This is a genomic window from Lentzea miocenica, from assembly GCF_033949945.1.
GTDB lineage: Bacteria > Actinomycetota > Actinomycetes > Mycobacteriales > Pseudonocardiaceae > Lentzea > Lentzea miocenica.
Genome location: NZ_JAXAVW010000030.1, coordinates 79,912 through 98,203, shown reverse-complemented (window position 1 = coordinate 98,203; position 18,292 = coordinate 79,912). Strand labels below are relative to the sequence as shown.

The 18,292-nt window shown below is 68.4% G+C and carries 23 protein-coding genes and 1 pseudogene; 14 read left to right on the top strand and 10 right to left on the bottom strand.

The features are described from left to right. Positions 1-93 precede the first annotated feature (93 nt). From SK803_RS32280 to SK803_RS32255, 6 genes are read left to right on the top strand one after another with little or no spacing between them, the layout of a single operon-like run. Complete coding sequence (locus SK803_RS32280; RefSeq protein WP_319969933.1) at positions 94-435, top strand: sporulation protein; 342 nt, start codon at positions 94-96, stop codon at positions 433-435. Beyond that, on the top strand, positions 432-755 hold the full coding sequence (locus SK803_RS32275; RefSeq protein ID WP_319969932.1) for a hypothetical protein: 324 nt from the start codon (positions 432-434) through the stop codon (positions 753-755). Before SK803_RS32280 ends, SK803_RS32275 begins: the two co-directional genes overlap by 4 nt. After that, positions 752-1,195 carry a universal stress protein gene (locus tag SK803_RS32270; RefSeq protein ID WP_319969931.1) on the top strand — a complete coding sequence of 148 codons (444 nt, stop codon included), beginning with the start codon at positions 752-754 and terminating at the stop codon, positions 1,193-1,195. Before SK803_RS32275 ends, SK803_RS32270 begins: the two co-directional genes overlap by 4 nt. Further along, a complete protein-coding gene (locus tag SK803_RS32265; protein ID WP_319969930.1) occupies positions 1,152-2,075 on the top strand; it encodes an ABC transporter ATP-binding protein in 924 nt (307 codons plus the stop codon). Before SK803_RS32270 ends, SK803_RS32265 begins: the two co-directional genes overlap by 44 nt. A 3-nt stretch (positions 2,076-2,078) precedes the next feature. After that, complete coding sequence (locus tag SK803_RS32260; protein ID WP_319969928.1) at positions 2,079-3,248, top strand: ABC transporter permease; 1,170 nt, start codon at positions 2,079-2,081, stop codon at positions 3,246-3,248. Then, complete coding sequence (locus tag SK803_RS32255) at positions 3,245-4,342, top strand: ABC transporter permease (RefSeq protein ID WP_319969927.1); 1,098 nt, start codon at positions 3,245-3,247, stop codon at positions 4,340-4,342. Before SK803_RS32260 ends, SK803_RS32255 begins: the two co-directional genes overlap by 4 nt. On the opposite strand, the gene SK803_RS32250 is transcribed toward SK803_RS32255, so the two are convergent. The 3 genes from SK803_RS32250 to SK803_RS32240 all read right to left on the bottom strand — a co-directional run bounded on the left by SK803_RS32250 (position 4,299) and on the right by SK803_RS32240 (position 6,090). Next, positions 4,299-5,609 carry a wax ester/triacylglycerol synthase family O-acyltransferase gene (locus tag SK803_RS32250; protein WP_319969926.1) on the bottom strand — a complete coding sequence of 437 codons (1,311 nt, stop codon included), beginning with the start codon at positions 5,607-5,609 and terminating at the stop codon, positions 4,299-4,301. The two genes, SK803_RS32255 and SK803_RS32250, sit on opposite strands and share 44 nt — an antisense overlap. A gap of 93 nt (positions 5,610-5,702) precedes the next feature. Then, entirely contained in the window at positions 5,703-5,837 is a 135-nt protein-coding gene (locus SK803_RS32245; protein ID WP_319969925.1) for a hypothetical protein, read from the bottom strand. 1 nt (position 5,838) lies between these two features. Continuing rightward, entirely contained in the window at positions 5,839-6,090 is a 252-nt protein-coding gene (locus tag SK803_RS32240) for a hypothetical protein (RefSeq protein WP_319969924.1), read from the bottom strand. Positions 6,091-6,460: 370 nt separating this feature from the next. Between SK803_RS32240 and SK803_RS32235 the strand changes: the two genes are divergently transcribed. Genes SK803_RS32235 through SK803_RS32225 form a run of 3 tightly spaced genes read left to right on the top strand, consistent with a single transcriptional unit; the run spans position 6,461 to position 8,879 of the window. After that, positions 6,461-7,153, top strand: a complete 693-nt coding sequence (locus SK803_RS32235; protein WP_319969923.1) for an AI-2E family transporter — start codon at positions 6,461-6,463, stop codon at positions 7,151-7,153. Between the two features lie 5 nt (positions 7,154-7,158). Next, positions 7,159-8,091, top strand: coding sequence for a hypothetical protein (locus tag SK803_RS32230; protein ID WP_319969922.1), 933 nt, complete (start codon positions 7,159-7,161; stop codon positions 8,089-8,091). A gap of 47 nt (positions 8,092-8,138) precedes the next feature. After that, on the top strand, positions 8,139-8,879 hold the full coding sequence (locus SK803_RS32225; RefSeq protein WP_319969921.1) for a calcium-binding protein: 741 nt from the start codon (positions 8,139-8,141) through the stop codon (positions 8,877-8,879). 189 nt (positions 8,880-9,068) lie between these two features. Here the strand turns inward: SK803_RS32225 and SK803_RS32220 are convergent, their stop codons facing one another. Further along, entirely contained in the window at positions 9,069-9,263 is a 195-nt protein-coding gene (locus SK803_RS32220; RefSeq protein WP_319969920.1) for a CBS domain-containing protein, read from the bottom strand. A gap of 333 nt (positions 9,264-9,596) precedes the next feature. On the opposite strand from SK803_RS32220, the gene SK803_RS32215 reads away from it, so the two are divergent. Continuing rightward, positions 9,597-9,860 (top strand): GyrI-like domain-containing protein, encoded by a 264-nt coding sequence (locus SK803_RS32215; protein ID WP_406601616.1) that lies wholly within the window; start codon positions 9,597-9,599, stop codon positions 9,858-9,860. On the opposite strand, the gene SK803_RS32210 is transcribed toward SK803_RS32215, so the two are convergent. The 6 genes and pseudogenes from SK803_RS32210 to SK803_RS32185 form a co-directional block, all read right to left on the bottom strand. Next, the gene (locus SK803_RS32210; protein ID WP_319969918.1) at positions 9,821-11,200 is read right to left on the bottom strand and encodes a DUF4389 domain-containing protein; all 1,380 of its coding nucleotides are present in this window, start codon (positions 11,198-11,200) and stop codon (positions 9,821-9,823) included. The two genes, SK803_RS32215 and SK803_RS32210, sit on opposite strands and share 40 nt — an antisense overlap. Before the next feature lie 10 nt (positions 11,201-11,210). Continuing rightward, positions 11,211-11,663 (bottom strand): universal stress protein, encoded by a 453-nt coding sequence (locus tag SK803_RS32205; protein WP_319969917.1) that lies wholly within the window; start codon positions 11,661-11,663, stop codon positions 11,211-11,213. After that, positions 11,660-12,067, bottom strand: coding sequence for an OsmC family protein (locus tag SK803_RS32200; protein ID WP_319969916.1), 408 nt, complete (start codon positions 12,065-12,067; stop codon positions 11,660-11,662). The genes SK803_RS32205 and SK803_RS32200 overlap by 4 nt, the downstream gene beginning before the upstream one ends. Continuing rightward, positions 12,067-12,501, bottom strand: a complete 435-nt coding sequence (locus SK803_RS32195; RefSeq protein WP_319969915.1) for a universal stress protein — start codon at positions 12,499-12,501, stop codon at positions 12,067-12,069. Before SK803_RS32195 ends, SK803_RS32200 begins: the two co-directional genes overlap by 1 nt. A gap of 73 nt (positions 12,502-12,574) precedes the next feature. After that, positions 12,575-13,135 (bottom strand): CBS domain-containing protein, encoded by a 561-nt coding sequence (locus tag SK803_RS32190; protein ID WP_319969914.1) that lies wholly within the window; start codon positions 13,133-13,135, stop codon positions 12,575-12,577. Between the two features lie 76 nt (positions 13,136-13,211). Next, positions 13,212-13,427, bottom strand: a pseudogene (locus SK803_RS32185) (universal stress protein); the annotation flags it as partial. A gap of 247 nt (positions 13,428-13,674) precedes the next feature. Here SK803_RS32185 and SK803_RS32180 point away from each other — a divergent pair. From SK803_RS32180 to SK803_RS32165, 4 genes are all read left to right on the top strand, one after another. Further along, positions 13,675-14,283, top strand: coding sequence for a hypothetical protein (locus tag SK803_RS32180; protein ID WP_319969913.1), 609 nt, complete (start codon positions 13,675-13,677; stop codon positions 14,281-14,283). An 83-nt stretch (positions 14,284-14,366) separates the two neighbouring features. Next, positions 14,367-16,649 carry a formate C-acetyltransferase gene (gene pflB, locus SK803_RS32175; RefSeq protein ID WP_319969912.1) on the top strand — a complete coding sequence of 761 codons (2,283 nt, stop codon included), beginning with the start codon at positions 14,367-14,369 and terminating at the stop codon, positions 16,647-16,649. Then, positions 16,646-17,374, top strand: a complete 729-nt coding sequence (gene pflA / locus SK803_RS32170; protein ID WP_319969911.1) for a pyruvate formate-lyase-activating protein — start codon at positions 16,646-16,648, stop codon at positions 17,372-17,374. The genes pflB and pflA overlap by 4 nt, the downstream gene beginning before the upstream one ends. 377 nt (positions 17,375-17,751) lie before the next feature. Further along, the gene (locus SK803_RS32165; RefSeq protein ID WP_319969910.1) at positions 17,752-18,249 is read left to right on the top strand and encodes a hypothetical protein; all 498 of its coding nucleotides are present in this window, start codon (positions 17,752-17,754) and stop codon (positions 18,247-18,249) included. Positions 18,250-18,292 lie beyond the last annotated feature (43 nt).

The following is an 18,292-nucleotide window of genomic DNA, read 5'->3' as shown; positions in this document are numbered from 1 at the left end:
GCCTGGTCCCTGTTGTACGAGGACCTGAGGCCCTGTCTGTCCACCCCACACCCGTTCGACCCTGACAGGTGAAAAAGACCTCTGGGAGTGATGATGAAGATCGACGAGCTGATCGCCAAGACAAAGGATTCTCTGGAAGCGAAGAAGGTCTACGCCGAGCCGTACGAGAAGGACGGGATCACCGTGATCGCCGCCGCCACGCTCTCCGGCGGATCCGGCGGTGGCACCGGGCGAGACGAGAAGGGCCAGGAAGGTGAAGGCGGCGGCTTCGGCGTCATTGCCAAGCCCACCGGCGCGTACGTCATCAGCGACGGAAAGGTCCGCTGGGAGCCGGCGGTCGACGTGAACCGGCTGGTCGCCACCGCGGGCGTTGTCGCCATCGCCGCTCTCTTCGTCGCGCTGCGCATCGTCAGGGCGAAGGCCAAGCCGCGATGACCTCGGCGCGTTGGTTGTTCCTCGCGGTTGTGGTGCTCGTCGTGACGTCGTGCGCGGCCGGTCCCAACGTGGTGTCCCATGTGGACCCCGTACAGGTCGCGGGTTTCTGGAAGGGACTGTGGCACGGGCTGATCTACCCGGTCACGTTCTTCATCTCGCTGTTCACCGACAACGTGAACATCTACGAGGTGCGCAACAACGGCAACTGGTACGACTTCGGCTTCGTCGCCGGGATCGGTCTGCTGCACACCGTGACCAGCGCGGGCGGTCGCAGTTCGAAGTCGCGGCGCAAGACCTCACGACTCAAGGAGACCTCATGAAACCCCAATCCCGCATCGTCGTCGGAGTGGACCCGTCGCCCGCCGCGAAGTCCGCCCTGGCCTGGGCCGTCGAGGAAGCGAAGCGCACCAACGCTTCAGTGGTGGCGATGTCCGTCAGTCAACTCAGCCCGGCATCCGCCGGTACACACCGCAACGAGCTCGCGGCCGCGGTCGACGCACTCGGTACGGCGGCCGACGGCGTGAGGATCGACCAGGAGGTGCCACAGGGCCAGCCCGGCCCGGTCCTCGTCGAACGTTCGGCGGACGCCGACCTCCTGGTGGTCGGCGACCACGGCCACCGCAGGGCGGGCGTGCACGTGATGAGCTCCGTCACGACCCACTGCCTCAGGAACTCCCGCTGCACGGTCGTCGTCGTCCCGTTGGAAGGAGCGCGCCATGGCGGTCCTCTCATGCTCCGGCCTGAGACGCCGGTTCGATGACGTCCTGGCCGTCGACGACGTGTCGTTCACGATCGAGGAAGGCGAGACCTACGGGCTGCTCGGCCCCAACGGCGCCGGCAAGACGACCACGATCTCGATGATCACCGGTGTGCTCGAACGCGACGCGGGCGAGGTGTTCATCGACGGCGTCGCGATGTCGACGCACGCCATCGCCGCCAAGCGCCTGGTCGGGTACGTGCCGCAGGAACTCGCCCTCTACCCGGACCTCACCGGCAGGGAGAACCTGCGGTTCTTCGCCAACCTCTACGGTGCCGGTCGCAAGCGGGTCGATCTCGTCCTCGACGTGGTCGGCCTGGCCGAGCGCGCCGATGATCTCGCCCGCGAGTATTCGGGAGGAATGAAGCGGCGGCTCAACGTGGCGATCGGGCTGCTGCACGAACCACGACTGCTGGTGCTCGACGAGCCCACCGCCGGGGTCGATCCGCAGAGCCGCAACCAGATCATCGAGAACGTCCGCGCGCTCGCCGCCCAGGGCATGGCCATCCTCTACACGACGCACTACATGGAAGAGGCCGAGCGGCTGTGCGACCGGGTCGGCGTCATCGACTCCGGACGGCTGATCGCGGAGGGGACGCGCCGCGAGCTGGTCGAGCGGCTCGGTGAACACGACCGGATCTCGTTGCTGCTGGACGGGGATCTCGCGCACGCCAGCTCCGTGCTCAGTGCCATCAGGAACGTGCGGGGAGTCGCCACACACGGGCAGGGCCTCGAACTCATGGTCGACGACGCACGAGAGTGCTTGCCCGCCGTGCTGTCCGCGATCTCCACCAACGGCGTGGTGGTGCGGTCGGTCGAGGTGACCGAACCCAATCTGGAGACCGTGTTCCTGCACCTGACCGGCAAAGCGCTGAGGGAGTGAGCCATGCGCCACGCACTGCTGATAGCAGCGCGCGACCTGCGCGAGCGAGCCCGCGACAGGACCGCGTACGTGCTCGCTGTCCTGTTGCCTCTCGGGCTCGCCGGAGTGTTCACGCTGATCCTCGGCAACGTCGGCGGCGACAGCCAGATCTTCCGGTACGCCGTCGCGGACGCCGACAGAGGTGTGATCGCCCAGACGTTCACCGACGACGTGCTGAGGCGTGCGGCGGCCTCCGGCGCGATCGAAGTGCGTACCGTCTCGTCCGAACAGGAAGCCAGAGCCCTGGTCGAGGACGGCACGGCCACTGCGGCGTTCCTGCTTCCCACCGGGCTGACCGAGGACGTCCAGGCAGGCCGGGGCGTGCGGATCGAGGTCGTCGGCGACGTCGACGCGCCCACCGGTACCGGCATCGCACGATCACTGGCCCAGGCCTACACGGACCGGCTCGCCGCGGTCCGCACCGCCGTGGCCGCGACCGTCCATTCAGGAGTGACGACCGCGCCCGCGAAGCTCGCCGCGGCAGCGGCGGCAGCGCTGCCGTCGGAGGTGGTGGCCGAGGACACGACGGGCCGCAGACAGCTCGACGCGAAGACCCAGTACGCCGCCGGCATGGCGATCTTCTTCCTGTTCTTCGCGGTGCAGCCGGGGGTGACGGGCCTGCTCGACGAACGCCGCAACGGCACGCTCGCCCGGCTTCTCGCCGCGCCCGTGCGCCGCTCGTCGATCCTGGCGGGCAAGCTTCTGACGAGCGTGGCCGTCGGCGCTGTGAGCATGGCGGTCCTGGTCGTGGCGAGCTCACTGCTGATGGGCGCGCAATGGGGACGTCCCTTGGGCGTCACGCTTCTCGTGCTGTCCGGGGTGCTGGCCGCGACCGGCGCGATGGCGGTGGTCGCGGCGATCGCGAAGACGTCTGAGCAGGCGGGCGGCTGGCAGGCGATCGTCGCGATCGTGCTCGGCGCGCTCGGCGGCGCGTTCTTCCCGGTGAACCAGGCGGGTGGACTGCTGGAGAAGCTCAGCCTGCTGGCACCGCATCGCTGGTTCATGCGCGGCTTGGCGGATCTGGCGGGTGGAGACGTCAACGCGGTGCTGCCGTCGGTCGCGGCGATGACCCTGTTCGCGGTCGTGACGGGTGCGGTCGCGCTGCTGCTGTTCCGGAAGGTGGTGCGACCGTGAAGGTCCTGTCGATCGGCTGGATCAACGTGCGTCGGGCACTGCGTGACCGCACGGGCCTGTTCTTTCTCGTGGCGCTGCCGTTGATGCTGGTGTTCATCATCGGTGCGGCGTTCGGCGGCGCCACGACGCCTGTGGTCGGTGTGGTGGGCCAGGCCGGTGCGCTGAGTGCGGACCCCGCGGTGCGGGTGCGGGCCTTCCCGGACGAACCGGCCTTGCGCGCAGCGGTGGAGCACGGCGAGATCAGTGCGGGACTCGTGCGGGCGGGTGACGAGACGCCACGGCTGCTCGTCCGCGCCGACCGGACCGGTCAACAGCTGCGGATGCTCGTGACAACGTCGGTGACCCGCGAGGCCAACCGGCTCGCGGCAGGTGAGTTCGTCGCCGAGCAGACCGGTCTCGACCGCGCCAGCGCACTGTCCGTTGTGGACTCGGTGCGGGTGGAACCGGTCGAGGTGCGGGTCAGCACCACCGGTCAGGCGCTGTTCCCCGAGGGGTTCTCGGGGTTCGACCTCGGTGCGGCGAACCAGCTGATCGTGTTCACCTTCCTCAACTCCCTCACCACGGCCGCCTTCCTCGTGGAGACCCGTTCCTTCGGCATCACGCGGCGCATGCTCGCCACCCCGACGCCGGCACGGGTGGTCGTGGCCGGTGAGGCACTGGGCCGGGTCTCGATCGCGTTGCTGCAGGGCCTGATCGTGCTCGTCGGCTCGGCGTTGCTGTTCGGGGTGCGCTGGGGTGACCCGCTCGGCGCCGCCGCGTTGCTGGGCGCGTTCGCGCTCGTCTCCGGAGGCGCCGGGCTGCTGCTCGGGGCGGTCTGCCGCACTCAGCAGCAGACCACGGGTGCCGGCATCCTGCTCGGGCTCGGCCTGGCCGCGTTCGGCGGGTGCATGGTGCCGCTCGAGTTCTTCAGCCCCACGCTGCGGACGGCCGCGTTCGCGACCCCGCACGGCTGGGCCAACGATGGCTTCGCGGCACTCACCAGGCGCGGCGGTGATCTGTTCACCATCGCGCCGCATCTGGGCGTGCTGCTGGGGTTCGCGGCCGTGCTGTTCAGCCTCGGCGCGTGGGCGCTGCGTCGCGCCGTGACGCGATGACCAGTTCAGCGATCGCCTTGCGCAGCGCCTCCGCCAGCACGTCGACGTCGGAGGTGCTGTCGCGGTCGGCGGTGATGCCGATCGCCATCCTGTCGGTGTACGACAGCACCGCGACACCGGTCCTGATCCGGATCGCGATCGGCACGTAAGGCAGGATCTCGACGATCCGGCGCCCCAGCACCCTCAGTGGCTTGCGTGGACCCGGAACGTTCGTGGTCACGGTGACGACGCTGCGCTGCGGCATCATGGCCCCGAGCCGGACGCTCCAGGCGAGCGGCGCGAACGGCTCGTGGCGCGCCAGCTGGGTCAGCGCCTGACCGGACTCGGCCTGATGTCCCTGCTTGGCGTCGGTGAACCGCTGGCGGACCTGGGAGAGCGCCTCGACGGCACTCTCCGCGTCGACCGGCAGGAACGCGAGCCGCAGGCTCACCTGGTTGTCCAGTTTCCGATCGCCGCGGACCGACACCGGCACCATGGTCCGGACGCTGTGCGCTGACGGCCGTTCGCCGCGCTCCAGCATGAGCGCGCGGTAGGCCTGGGTGATCGCTGCCAGCACGACGTCGTTCACAGTCACGCCGAAGGTGTGTGCGACCTCCTTCACCTCGGGCAACGAGGTTCGCACCACCCGGTAGAGCCGGGGTGAGCCGATCTGCCCGAACAGCGACGACGGGCGTACCGGCAGCAACGACCACGCGAGCGAAAGCAGACCGCCGACCAGGTCAAGCGGTGCACGCACCACGTTGGCCAGCAACGAAAGCAGGCTCGTGGCCGGGTCGTCGCCGGGAGACTCCGGTGCGGGCGCGTCGCCGTACATCACGTCGTACAGCATCGTGCCGCTCACACCGTCCGCCATGCAGTGGTGCACCTTGGCCAGAACGGCCCATCGCCCATCGGCGAGGCCCTCCACCATCCAGTACTCCCACAACGGCCGCTCACGGTCCAGGCGCTGCCCCATGATCCGTGCGACCAGCGCGCACAGCTCGGCGTCGCCGCCCGGCGCGGGCAAAGCAGTGCGGCGCACGTGATAGGTGAGGTCGAACGCCGGATCGTCCTGCCACTCCGGTGTGCTCAAGTCCAGCGGCGTGCGCACGAGCTTCTGCCGGGCACGAGGCAGCACCGGCAGCTTCGACCGCATCAGTGCGAGGAACTCGTCATGGCTCGGTGCCGGTCCCTCGACGACCGCCACCGAGGCGATTGCCAGCGACGCGTGCGGATCAGCGTCCTCGACCTCGAGGAACGCGGCGTCCAACGGGCTGAGCTGGTCCATCCACCCAGTGCAGCACCAACGGGTTCTACCGCCCACAGCCCAGCGTCCTGCTCTCCCCGAGCCCTTCGGCCCTGCCCGCGCGGGCGGTGGCCATCACGCTGAGGACAGGACATACCAGGCGACGAGCACACCACCGGAGTTCGTCGCGAGATGCACCACGGCGGGGCGAGCACGCCGCGGCCGGTGTGCCGCCAGAGCACCGACCAGGATCCGCGTTCGCCTCGTCATGTCACACCGCCACGAGCGAGCGGAGGACCTGGACACCGGAGGTCGTGAGCACAGCCGGTGCCGATGCGCCGACAGCCGCTTCACGGGCAGGGCGGAACAGCCCGCCGGTGAACAGCTCGACCGTGGCGGTGAAGTCGCACCACAAGCCGTCGACGCTCAGACTAGGAGCGCGTCCGCACACCAGCTCGCCACGTCCGTCCGCGATGGCCTGCAACATGCCCCGGTGCCGCACTGTGTAGCCGTTGATGGTCATTTCGCTCCCCTTTCCGTGCGTTTCCGGCAACTGCGGTGAGCCTGCCTATCCCCTCAGACGTGACGCAGAACACAAAGTGGAGAGTGATCCGGGACCATTGCCGCGGACACGGCGGACCTCGGTCTCTGCTCCGGTAGCGAGCCAGGTCGGGACGCTGGACCTGTGAACACAGGATTGCCTTCAGTTCCGCTTGGGCGCGTGCGCGGGATCGGAGTGGGCGCCCACTGGTCGACGATCGTCGCCGTGCTGGTGATCGCCCAGGTCGTCGCGGTGTCCGTGGTGCCGCAGGCGGCTCCGGGCCACCCGGCGGTCGTCTACTGGATCGCCGGCGTTCTCGCGGCGCTGACGTTCATGCTGTCGCTGCTGGCCCATGAGCTCGCGCACGCTTTGGTCGCGCAACGGCTCGGTGTCGGCGTCGAGCGCATCGACCTCTGGCTGCTCGGTGGCGTGTCGAGACTCGCAGATCCTGGGCGGTGCGACCGCCACCGCCGCCGCGGTCGGAACCGCGCTCGCAGGTGCGCTCCTGAGCCTGTTCGCACTGTACTTCTTCCTCTACGACGGAGACTGGTTGTGGCGCAATGCCGTGCGGATCGTGCCGATGGGCATGCGCAAGCGTGTCGACGGCACCGGCAGGCGTGTCTTCCACGCTCTCTCCGGCTTCACGAGGGCAACGCTCGCCGTCGCCCTCGTGGACGCAGTGGCCATCGGCACCGGGCTCGCGATCATCGGTGTACCAATGGCGATTCCGTTGACATCGTTGGTCTTCCTAGGCGCTTTCGTGCCGTATGCGGGAGCATTCGTAGCGGGCTGTGCCGCCGTGCTCGTCGCACTCGTGACCGGCGGCCCGGTCCCCGCGCTGCTGGTGCTGGCGCTCACTGTGGCGGTCCAGGAGCTGGAAGGCGATGTGCTGCAACCGTTCCTGCTCGGCAAGGTGGTGAGGCTCCACCCGTTGACCGTCGTGGTCGCGGTCGCGACCGGCGTGGTGCTCGCGGGGTGTTGTCGGGGCGTTGTTCGCCGTGCCGGTCGTGTTGACCGCACGGGAGATCTGGCATCGGGAGGATGACGGCCATGGCGGTGACCGGAAAGCAGAAGCAGGCGCTGCGCTCGCTGACGACTCGCGGAGTGCTGTCGGCTGAGCAGGAAAACGCTGTGATTGCGGCACTCGAGGACACCGGTGTGCCGCCACGCATCGCCGACCGCGTTGCCGAGATCGCCGCCTATCTCGGCGGAGGGCTGGTGCTCGGCGGCGCCGCACTGGTGCTCGGGGTGTCCTGGGAGAACCTGACCAGGTTGGCCAAGGTCGGTGTGCTCGGCGCAGCCACCGCCGCGCTTGTGATCGCCGCCGTCGTCGTGGCAGGCGGGTTGTCGGCCGTACGGACCGTTTCGCATCGTCGCCGGCGGGTGGTGAGCACGTTGTTCGCTCTCGCAGCGGTGACCAGCGCCTTCACCGCGGGCACCGCGGCGAGCTCACACGAGTTCGTCGTGGGTGCCACGACAGGTCTGCTCGTGGCGGTCACCGCGTACGTCCTCGTGGCCACGGTGCTCGCCTATCTGACCGTGGCAGCAGCGGCGATCTGCGCGGTCATCGCGTGGATCGGTGAGCTGGCGCCCACCAGCGCGCTCCCCGGCGGTGCCGCGTTGTTCGCGCTTGGTGTGGCCGGCATGTTTCTGTCTCTTGTGGACGTTCTGCGGCCGAAGCAGCTCGCGCTGGCCGTCGGTGCCGCGACGGCGCTGTTCGGTGCGCAACAACCGTTGAGCGGCGATGCACCGGTGGCTTACGCGCTCACCGCCTGCCTCGCGTTCATCTGCTTCGTCACCTACTTCAGCGTGCACTCGACGGTTCTGCTCGTGGCGGGTGTGGTAGCGACGACCGTGGTCGTGCCCGAGGTGGTGTGGGATCTCACCGATGGCGCGGCGAGCGGCGGCGTGCTCCTCCTCGTGGCGGGTGCGGTGCTGCTCGCCACCAGTCTGGGCAGCACGTGGTTGCGCCGCACTCGATGAGATTTGGCCACTTGGGCTGCCACCCTTCGCAGCAACAGACTGCTGACATGAGTGACAACCGAAGATCAGTGGTATCCGCTCTCCTCGTCACGGCGGGCCTGGTGATGCTCTGGCCGACCGGGATCGCGGCGGCTCAGCCACCACAGTCGTGCAACGGGCTGACCGCCACACAGGTCGGGACGAACGGCGACGACGTGCTGTTCGGAACGAACGGTCCAGACGTGTTCGTCACGCTCGGCGGCGACGACGTCGTGTTCGGTCTCAACGGAAACGACACCGCCTGTCTCGGAGCAGGCGCCGATGAGTTCTTCGGCGGCAACGGAAACGACTGGGCCACCGGAGAAGCGGGCGCCGACACCCTCAACGGCGAAGCGGGCAACGACACGCTCCTCGGCGGAGAGGGGCCTGATCGACTCGACGGCGGCGCGGGCAACGACACCCTGAACGGCGGCGCGGCGGCGGACAACGTCGAAGCCGGCGCGGGCGACGACATCGTCAACGCGGGCGCGGGCGCTGACTCCGTCAGCGGTGGCGACGGTGCCGACACGCTCAACGGACAGACCGGCGCTGACCGGATGAACGGCGGCGCCGGAAACGACCGCCTCAACGGTGGTGCGGGCGTTGACGACCTCGACGGTGGCGCCGGAAACGACATCGTCAACGGCGACGCGGGCAACGACACGCTCACCGACCCGGCCGGGCTGGACGTCGGAGACGGCGGCGCAGGTCAGGCCGACCGCTGCGACTCTCGCTTCGAATCGCTGTCCAACTGCGAAATCATCTTCTGACAGCCTCCGTCAGGCCGGGGATGCGCACGGCTGCACCACGACGGAACGCACCCCCGGCACGGAGGCCGCCAGGACGGACGCGGCCAGTTCTTCCCCACGGTCGTGGAAGGTTCCCAGCACGGTGGCCGAGCAGCTGCCGAGCCACCTCCCCGATCGGCATGTCTGCGTCCACGGCCACGACGCGCGGGCTCATCGCGTCCACGACCCGCTGCGCCGCGCCCGCAGCTGCTCACGCAACAGGTCTTCCCCTGACACCAGGCCGACCAGCTCACCGTTGTCGCCGACCACCGGCAGAGCGGCGAAACCGTGCTCCGCGACTTCCTCGATCGTCGTCTGTGGCGACACAGTCACCGCCGGCGCGGACATCACGTCGAAAGCGCGCACCAGAACCACCTCCGTCCATTCACAACAAGCGTTTCGCTCATCGGTGCCGCCGCACACCGTCAAGTGGCGCGGCTCCCGAAGACGTTGGACTCTGCCCCGCTCGCCATAGGCGGCCGACCCTCAGGTTCATGACATATGAAGTGAAACTCACCGAACTGGCCTCCGTCGTCACCTGCCACCAGCGAGTGCGCACCACAGCGGCCGGGATCGCCGGCACCATCGGCAGAGGTCTCGAGGAGCTCTACGAGTTCGCGGGGTCCTCCTCGGTCGCACCGGCAGGACCACCACAGCTCGCCTACCCCGACCCTCTCACCGGCGGAGTTCGAGCTCGACCTGTACCTGCCGATCTCGGGCACGACGGTCGCACGTGGTCCGATCGACGTCGTCGTCCTGCCCTCGGGACCGGTGGCGCAGACGTTCCACCGCGGCAGCTACGACACCATCCCCGCCGCGTACGAGGCCGTGTTCGCCTGGATCCGCGAACACGGCCTCCATCAGGCAGGTCCGCCGCGCGAGCTCTACCTCACCGGGCCGGACACGGCGACCAGCGCCGACGACTACCTCACCGAGGTGGTCGTGCCGTTGCGCCGGGACTGACCGGCCGTCAGCGCGGCCACCAGCATCACCACCAGGCCCAGCAACAACATCACGCCACCACCGATGATCAGGCCGATCGACGCCGGTCGCAGCGCGGGTACCTCGGCCTGCGCTGCGAGGCGGGTGTCGACCACCCGCGTGCGGTCGGCGTTGAGCACCACCGCCGTCCAGCTGCCCTGCTCGACCCGCCAACTCACCTCGCCGGTACCGGACGCGGCCCAGAAGGTCTGCGCGGCGGGATCGGCCGGTGCGCCGCCGTCGCGGTGCCGATAGCTCACCCGCGATTCGGCCTTGCTCACCTCGTCGTGCTCCACACCGGACAGAAAGCGCGTGACGTCGTCCGTCCTGCCGATGCCGATGAACACGTCGTCCGTCTTCAGACGGACCTCTCCGAGCCAGTCGTCCGCGAGCACCCAGTCCGCGTCTGTCCAACGCAGTTCCAGCGTGCCGAACTCCAGCGCATAACCCGTGCCGCGGAACGACTCCGAACCGGTGCTGAGGAATCCGGCCGAGTCGCGTTGCGTCGAATCGGCCCAGAGCCCGAACCCTCCGGTGCCGCCGACAGCGCCGCCAGTGATCATCAGAAGTGCGCCGATCACGACCGCGATGACGCGTCCTGGCGTCCAGCCGCGACTTCCGGGAGCAGGGGGCGGTGCCTGATCGATCGTCGTGGTGCCCGGCTCGTCGCCGCCCGAGTCGAACCGGAACGGCGGATAGGTGTCCGTCATCAACCCGGCGTAGGCGGCCACGCGCAACGCCCAGCGGTCCATGCCGAGCACGAAGTCGAACAACCCCTTCGGGTACCGGCCGGTGAACAGCAGCGCGACCCCGGCGAAGAACGCCATCAGCCCGACAAGGCCGCCGCCGGAGTTGTAGACGGTCTCACCGGTCTGGTAGGCGACATAGCTTCCCCCACCGACGAAAACTCCGACGATCAGGTAGTGCGGGATCGCGAGAAGCCACCACTTCACCAGGACCAGGCCGCGCGAGAGGTGTTCCGGATACGTGATGTCGAGCGTGGCCGGGTAGTCCGGCTCCGCTCCGAGGCTGAACGGCGGGTAGCGGTCGGTCGCCAGCGCACCGTAGGTGTAGTAGGCCACGCGCCAAGACCAGCGCAGCACGCCGACGTTGAAGTCGAACAGTGCACGTGGATAGCGCCCGGTGAACAGGATCGCGAAGAACGCCACCACGCTGAACACCACGAACCCGAGCCACAGGAACGCGAGCACCAGGTAGTGCGGTATCGCGAGGAACCACTTCACCAGCCACAACCACCGGCTCAGGCCGGGGTCGAGCCGCGCGTGCACATGCACCGGATAACCGGTCACAGCGGTAGTCATCGTTGCCTCCCTACGTCTCGTCGCTCGCCGAGTGCTCGTTCACCGGGATCACGACCACCGGCGCCGACGAGTGCCGCACGCAGTGCATGCTGGTCGAACCCATCACGATCTGGCGCAGTCGATGCCCGGTGTGCGAGGCGACCACCAGCAGAGCCGCACCCTTCGACGCCTCCTCCAGCACCTCGGCCGCGTCACCACGCAGGCTGAGCCGCTCGATCTCCGGCTGCTGCGGCCTGCCCTCCAGCGCTGCCTTCACGGCGCTGTCCACGAGCGCTTCCGATTGCCGCATGCGCTCCTGCGCGCTCGTCTCGTTCCAGTCGACCATCGGCTCGAAGGTCCACGCGTGCACGACGTGCAGCGGGCAGTTCCGCACGGTCGCCTCGTCCATCGCCCAGCGCAAAGCCTGGCCGGAGGCGGACGTCCCGTCGACCCCGACGACGATCGGTGCGTTCTCGGTGGTCATGGCAGCTCCTCATCGACACGAATCTCGATCTCCGGCGGTTGCCGGAGCGTGTTGTGAACGGTGCAGTGGTTCGCGACCGCCTGCAGTGCCGCTTTTTGTTGCGGCGTCAGCGTTGCGTTGACGTGCACGGTGACGTGGATCCTGGCCACGCGGGCCGGCCGGTCCGCCGCCATCGAGTACTCCGCGTGCACGGTCAGCCCGTCGCTCGGCAGGTGATGGCGACGCAGGAACGTCCCTGAGTAGTGGGCGACGCAGGTCCCGAGCGACGCCACGAACAGCTCGACGGGAGACGGCCCCCGGTCACTGTCCGGTTGGTCGGTGTGCAGTTCGTGGGCGCGCAGGCGGATCACGAACTCGTCGTCGCGGACGTGCTGGACGGTGAGCCGTTGCGGCATCACGTTCATCAGGGCGCCTTCACCACGACCACGGGGCAGCTCGCGTGGTGCACGCAGTAGGCGCTGACCGAGCCCAGCAGCAGTTCGATCGCCGCGTTGTGGCCGCGGTTGCCCACCACGAGCATCCGGGCATCCCTGGACATCTCGACGAGCAGCTTCTTCACGTCGCCCTCGATGAGGATCCGGCGCAGGTCCACATGACCGACATCCGCCGTCGCCGCGTCGAGCGCGGAACGGTTCGCTGCCTCGATGCTCGCCGCGTCCAGTCCGGAAGCGGTGGCCTCAGGCACCATCATCACGCCGTAGTCCATGTGCCACACCGAGATGGCGTCGATCGGGCAGTCGTGCCGACGTGCTTCCTCGACCGCCCACCGAAGTGCTGCGGCACCGGCCGCGGACCCGTCGACACCGACCACGATCGGACGAAGTTCGTTGTCGCTCATGTACTTCAGCGTGGCGGGCCGAGTACGTGGTGGTCAGTGGCCGGGGGCCTGGGCGCCTCGGGACCTTCGTCCTTCAGCTGGCCACCTGCGTGCCCCGCACGCCGGGCACCGTGCGCACGAGCGCTTCGACCACCTTGCGTTCAGCCTGGTCGGAGAACGGGCCGGACACGCTCACTTCGCCGTCCTGCACCGAAACCGTCCAGCGCGGATCGCCGCTGTACGCCCGCAGCGCCGTGTCCACCCGCGCCGCCAGCACGGCATCGGCCGGAGTGAGGATCCGCAACAGATCGCTGCGACTCACCACACCGACCAGCAACTGCCCGTACGTCACGATCGGCAGGCACCGCAGCCGCTGGGCCAACATGGTCTCGGTGAGCTCCGCAGGCGAGGCGGTCATGGGCGCGCTGATCACAGATCCGCGCATCACCCGCGAGACCGGTTCGTCCGCCGTCTCCGGGGACATGCCGGCCAGCAACAGGTCGGCTCCGGAGACGATTCCCACCAGCCTGTCCTCGTCGTCCACCACTGGCAGTGCGGAGAACCCGTGGTCACCCAGCATCGCGCTCGCCGCTCGGACCGTAGTGCTCGGGTTCACCGCGACCGCCGGGCTGGACATCACATCTGCTGCGTTCATACTGCTGAGGGTCTGCCCCGCACCGGCGCTTCGGCAGTGCGGTAGGCCATGCGTGCGAGGTGACGTTGGTCCTAGGTCACTTCGGTGCGCGAACGATCGCCAGCGGGCACGGGGCGTGGTGCACGAGGGCCTGACTGGTCGAGCCGAGCAGCACACCCGTGAAGCCACCGTGTCCGTGACTGCCGACGACCAGCAACTGCGCCTCGGCTCCGCAACGCATCAAGGCCCGCGCCGGCCGATCACGCAGCACCACCCGGCGCACCTCCACATCAGGGTACTTCTCCTGCCACCCCAGGACGCCCACGTCATGTTCTCCAGCGGACGACTGCCGTCGTCGACCACGACCACGGGATGCCGGTGATCCGCGACAGCGGGATGCGCCGCGAGACTCAGTCCGCTCATCCCTCCACCGGCGATCACGATGCGCGTCATACCCACACTCTCATCACCGATCCACCGCACGGGAACGGCATTGAGCCCACCAACCTGAGGACCTTCGTCCCTGCGGTCAGCAGCGTTCGTCGGGGCACCGTTGGGGCATGAGCACCAAGCTGACGACCAGCGTCTGGACGACATGGTTCATCTGGGTGACCGCCGGCGAGTTCGCCGGCTTTCTCGCCCCTGCCGTTGTCGGTGCGCTGACGTCGTCGGGACCGGTGCTCGTTCTCGCAGGCGTCGCGGAAGGCGCGGTGCTCGGCGCGGCGCAGTGCCTCGTCCTGCGTCGCATCGTCCCCAGGTTGAACGCTCGGGACTGGATCGTCGTCACCGCCCTGGCCGCGGGCTTCGCCTGGGCGGTCGTCTTGCTCGCCGTCCACTACGGGGAGCCTCTCGGCACACTGCCACTGGCGGTGCTGGTGCCCTTGTCCGCGGTCGCCGGCATGGGCGTTCTGCTGTCCATCGGTATCGGGCAGTGGCTCGTGCTCCGTCACCACGTCGATGGTGCGTTCAGGTGGGTGTGGGCCACCGCGGTGGCCTGGTGCGCGGGCCTGATCGTGTTCACCGCCTTCACCACTCCCCTGTGGCAGCCCGGCCAACCTGCAGCGCGCATCGCTCTCATCGGCGCGTTGGGAGGCCTTCTGATGGCAGCCACCATGGCCGCGATCACCGGTGCGGCCCTCGCCCGTCTCCTGGGCCGGCCTGACATGTGAACGGGTTTCCAGGACCATGGTCCCGACTCAGTCACCATCCTGGGTCTCTGTCCCGCACGACGCCGCCGGACGATCGTGGAGGCATGCGACCTGGTGTGGTGATCGAAGACGGCTCCCTCGTGACCGAAGCGACCGCAGAAACGTCCGCGTGGCGGAACTTCCGCGCAGGGCGGTGGTGTGACGACATCGACGTGCGAGGCTTCATCCAGGCCAACTGTTCGCCATACGAAGGCGACGCACAGTTCCTGTCCGGCCCGACGCCACGCACGACCGCGATGTGGAACCGGCTGAGCGCGATGTTCGTCGACGAACGCGCCCGCGGCATCTACGACGTCGACACGCACACCCCGGCGTCCATCACCGCGCACGCACCCGGCTACATCGACCGCAAGCACGAGATCATCGTGGGACTGCAGACAGACGCGCCGCTCAAGCGCGCGATCATGCCGCAGGGCGGACTGCGCATCGTGGAATCCGGCCTCAAGACCTACGGCTACGAACTCGACCCGCAGGTGCGGGAGATCTTCACGCGTTACCGCAAGACGCACAACGACGGCGTGTTCGACGCCTACACCACCGAGATCCTGCGAGCTCGTCGCGCAGGCATCATCACCGGACTTCCCGACGCCTACGGGCGAGGCCGGATCATCGGTGACTACCGCCGCGTCCCGCTCTACGGCATTGATCGGCTGGTGGCGGCGAAGAGAGTCGAACGCGCGGCGCTCGACATGTCGTGGTCCACAGAGGACATCATCCGAGAACGCGAAGAACTGGCCGAGCAGCTGCGCGCGCTCGAGGAACTGCGCTCGATGGCCTCCTCCTACGGCTACGACATCTCCAGGCCGGCCGCCACCGGCCGCGAAGCCGTGCAGTGGCTGTACTTCGCCTACCTCGCCGCGGTGAAGGAGCAGAACGGCGCCGCCATGTCGCTGGGCCGCACGTCCACGTTCCTGGACGTGTACCTGCAGCGTGACCTCGACGAGGGCGTGCTGACCGAACGCGAGGCACAAGAACTCGTCGACGACCTGGTCATCAAGCTGCGGATCGTCCGGTTCCTCCGCACACCCGAGTACGACCAGCTGTTCTCCGGCGACCCGACCTGGGTCACGGAGTCCATCGGCGGCATGGGCTCCGACGGCCGTCCACTGGTCACCCGCACGAGCTTCCGCTTCCTGCACACCCTCTACAACCTCGGCCCCGCACCGGAACCGAACCTGACCGTGCTGTGGTCACCGCGTCTGCCCGAGGGATTCAAGCGTTTCTGCGCCAAGGTCTCCATCGACACCAGTTCGATCCAGTACGAGAACGACGACCTGATCCGCCCCCACTTCGACGACGACACCGCCATCGCGTGCTGTGTCTCCGCCATGCGCGTCGGCAAGCAGATGCAACTCTTCGGTGCCCGCGTCAACCTCGCCAAAGCCCTGCTCTACGCGATCAACGGCGGCCGTGACGAGATGACCGGCGAGCAGGTGGCGCCGGCGTTCCCGCCGATCACTGCCGAGTACCTCGACCACGAAGGAGTGCGGGCCGCCTTCGACAAGATGACCGACTGGCTCGCGAAGACCTACGTCGAGGCGCTCAACGTCATTCACCACATGCACGACAAGTACGCCTACGAGCGCATCGAGATGGCGCTGCACGACCATCCGGTCCAGCGTCTGCTCGGCTGCGGCATCGCCGGCCTGTCGGTGGTCGCGGACAGCCTGTCCGCGATCAAACACGCCCGTGTTCGCGTGATCCGCGACGACACCGGCCTCGCGATCGACTACGTCATCGAGGGGGACTTTCCGAAGTACGGCAACAACGACGACCGCGCCGACGCGATCGCCGTCGAGCTGGTCGAGGACTTCATGCGGAAGGTGCGGCAGTACCCCGCGCACCGCGGCGCCGTGCACTCCCAGTCGGTGCTCACCATCACCTCGAACGTCGTCTACGGCAAACACACCGGCAACACCCCGGACGGACGCCGCGCGGGCGAACCGTTCGCACCAGGCGCCAACCCGATGAACGGCCGGGACCGGCACGGACTCGTCGCCGCGGCGTTGTCCGTGGCGAAACTGCCCTACGACCAGGCGCAGGACGGGATCTCGCTGACCGCGAGCATCACCCCGACGGGCCTCGGCCGCACCGAGGACGAGCAGGTGACCAACCTCGTCGGCGTGCTCGACGCCTACACCGACGCCGGCGGGTTCCACCTCAACGCCAACGTGCTCAACCGCGAAACCCTGCTCGACGCCATGGCGCACCCGGAAAACCACCCGCAGTTGACCATCCGCGTCTCCGGTTACGCGGTGAACTTCGTCCGGCTCACGCCCGAGCAGCAGCGCGACGTCATCAACCGCACCTTCCACGAGTCGCTGTGACCACCGGATCGGTCCACTCGTGGGACATCGCCACCGCGGTTGACGGACCGGGCACCCGCTTCGTGCTGTTCCTCAGCGGGTGCCCGCTGCGCTGCCTGTACTGCCACAACCCCGACACCTGGCACATGCGCGACGGCCACCGCATGACCGTCGACGAGGTCATGGACGAGGTCGCCAAGTACCAGCGGTTCATCGAGGTGGCCGGCGGCGGGCTGACCATCAGCGGCGGAGAACCCCTGCTGCAACCGGACTTCACCGCCGAAGTCCTGCACCGCGCCAAGCAACTCGGCCTGCACACCGCGCTCGACACGTCCGGTTTCCTGGGCGTGCGAGCGTCAGACGAGCTGTTGGCCGACACCGACCTGGTCCTGCTCGACATCAAGTCCTGGGACCCGGTCACCTACCGGCACGTCACCGGCGGTGAGGTCACGCCCACATTGGAGTTCGCACGCCGGTTGTCCGCGCTGCGCAAGCCCATGTGGATCAGGTTCGTGCTCGTGCCCGGCCACACTGACGCCGAGGACAACGTCGCGGGCATCGCGTCCTTCGTCAGCACCCTGGACGCGGTCGAACGCGTCGAAGTGCTTCCGTTCCACAAACTCGGCGCGCCCAAGTACGCCGCGCTCGGCATCCCGTTCCCCCTGGAGAACGTGCCCACGCCCGACGCCGAGCTGGTACGGCGCGTTCGCGGCCAGTTCGCTGACCGCGGCGTGCCAGCGCACTGACACGGCTCGGGCGTAGTGCTCAGGTGAGCGGCGACGGTGTCGGGAACCAGGGTGGCGACGGGGAATCCGCTCCGCGACGGAGCCGAACGGTCCTGCGACGACAGGCCTGGAGTCCCTGGTCCGGAGTCGAGGCCAACCGCATGGTTGAGGTTGTGACCGTTCATCTTCACGAGCAACGCCGCGACACACCCTCGCGGCCAGTGATCCATCTGCAGCTGCAAACTGACCGTCAGGCCCTTTTCGCATCCCGCGATGCCTGACGCGGTGCTCGCCGATGTCGCCGTTTTGACACCTGACGGCGTGCGCCGGATACGGGGCGTGGGTCGGACGGCGCACGCGGCAATCGAGCAGATGCGGCTGCACGACAGGAGGTCACCGTGACAGGCGCGGCACGAACCAGATCTCGCACAACGGCGCGTCGCGGCCGCTACCTCGCCGGCGCACTGGCCGACGTCACGCTGCTGGTGCTGATCAACGTGTCACCGGGGTGGCGAGCCGTCCCGGTGCTGACCGAAGCGGCAGCCGCAGCGGTGATCGTGGTGGACATCTCCCTGGCCATCGCACTGGTCGTCAACCTGCTCTGCCTGGTTCGTCCCCGGCGCCCGCTCACCGCGGTGGGTGACGTGGTAAGCACGACCGCGGGGCTGGTGGCACTGATCCGGACGGTCCAGGTGTTCCCCTTCGCGTTCGCGGACCCGACCGCCGACTGGGCCACCATCGTGCGCCTGACACTCGTCTCGATCATCGTCGTCGTGTCCATCGCACTGCTGGTGCAGTTCGTGGTGCTGATGCGGATACTCGTCTTCAAAGAGGTGCCGGATCGACGGGACCTCGGTCCCGGTCGCCCAGGCCCAGGACCGCGCCCTGTTCCATGATCGATGCGGACGGCAGCGCGCTGTGCACACGATGCAGTCGACC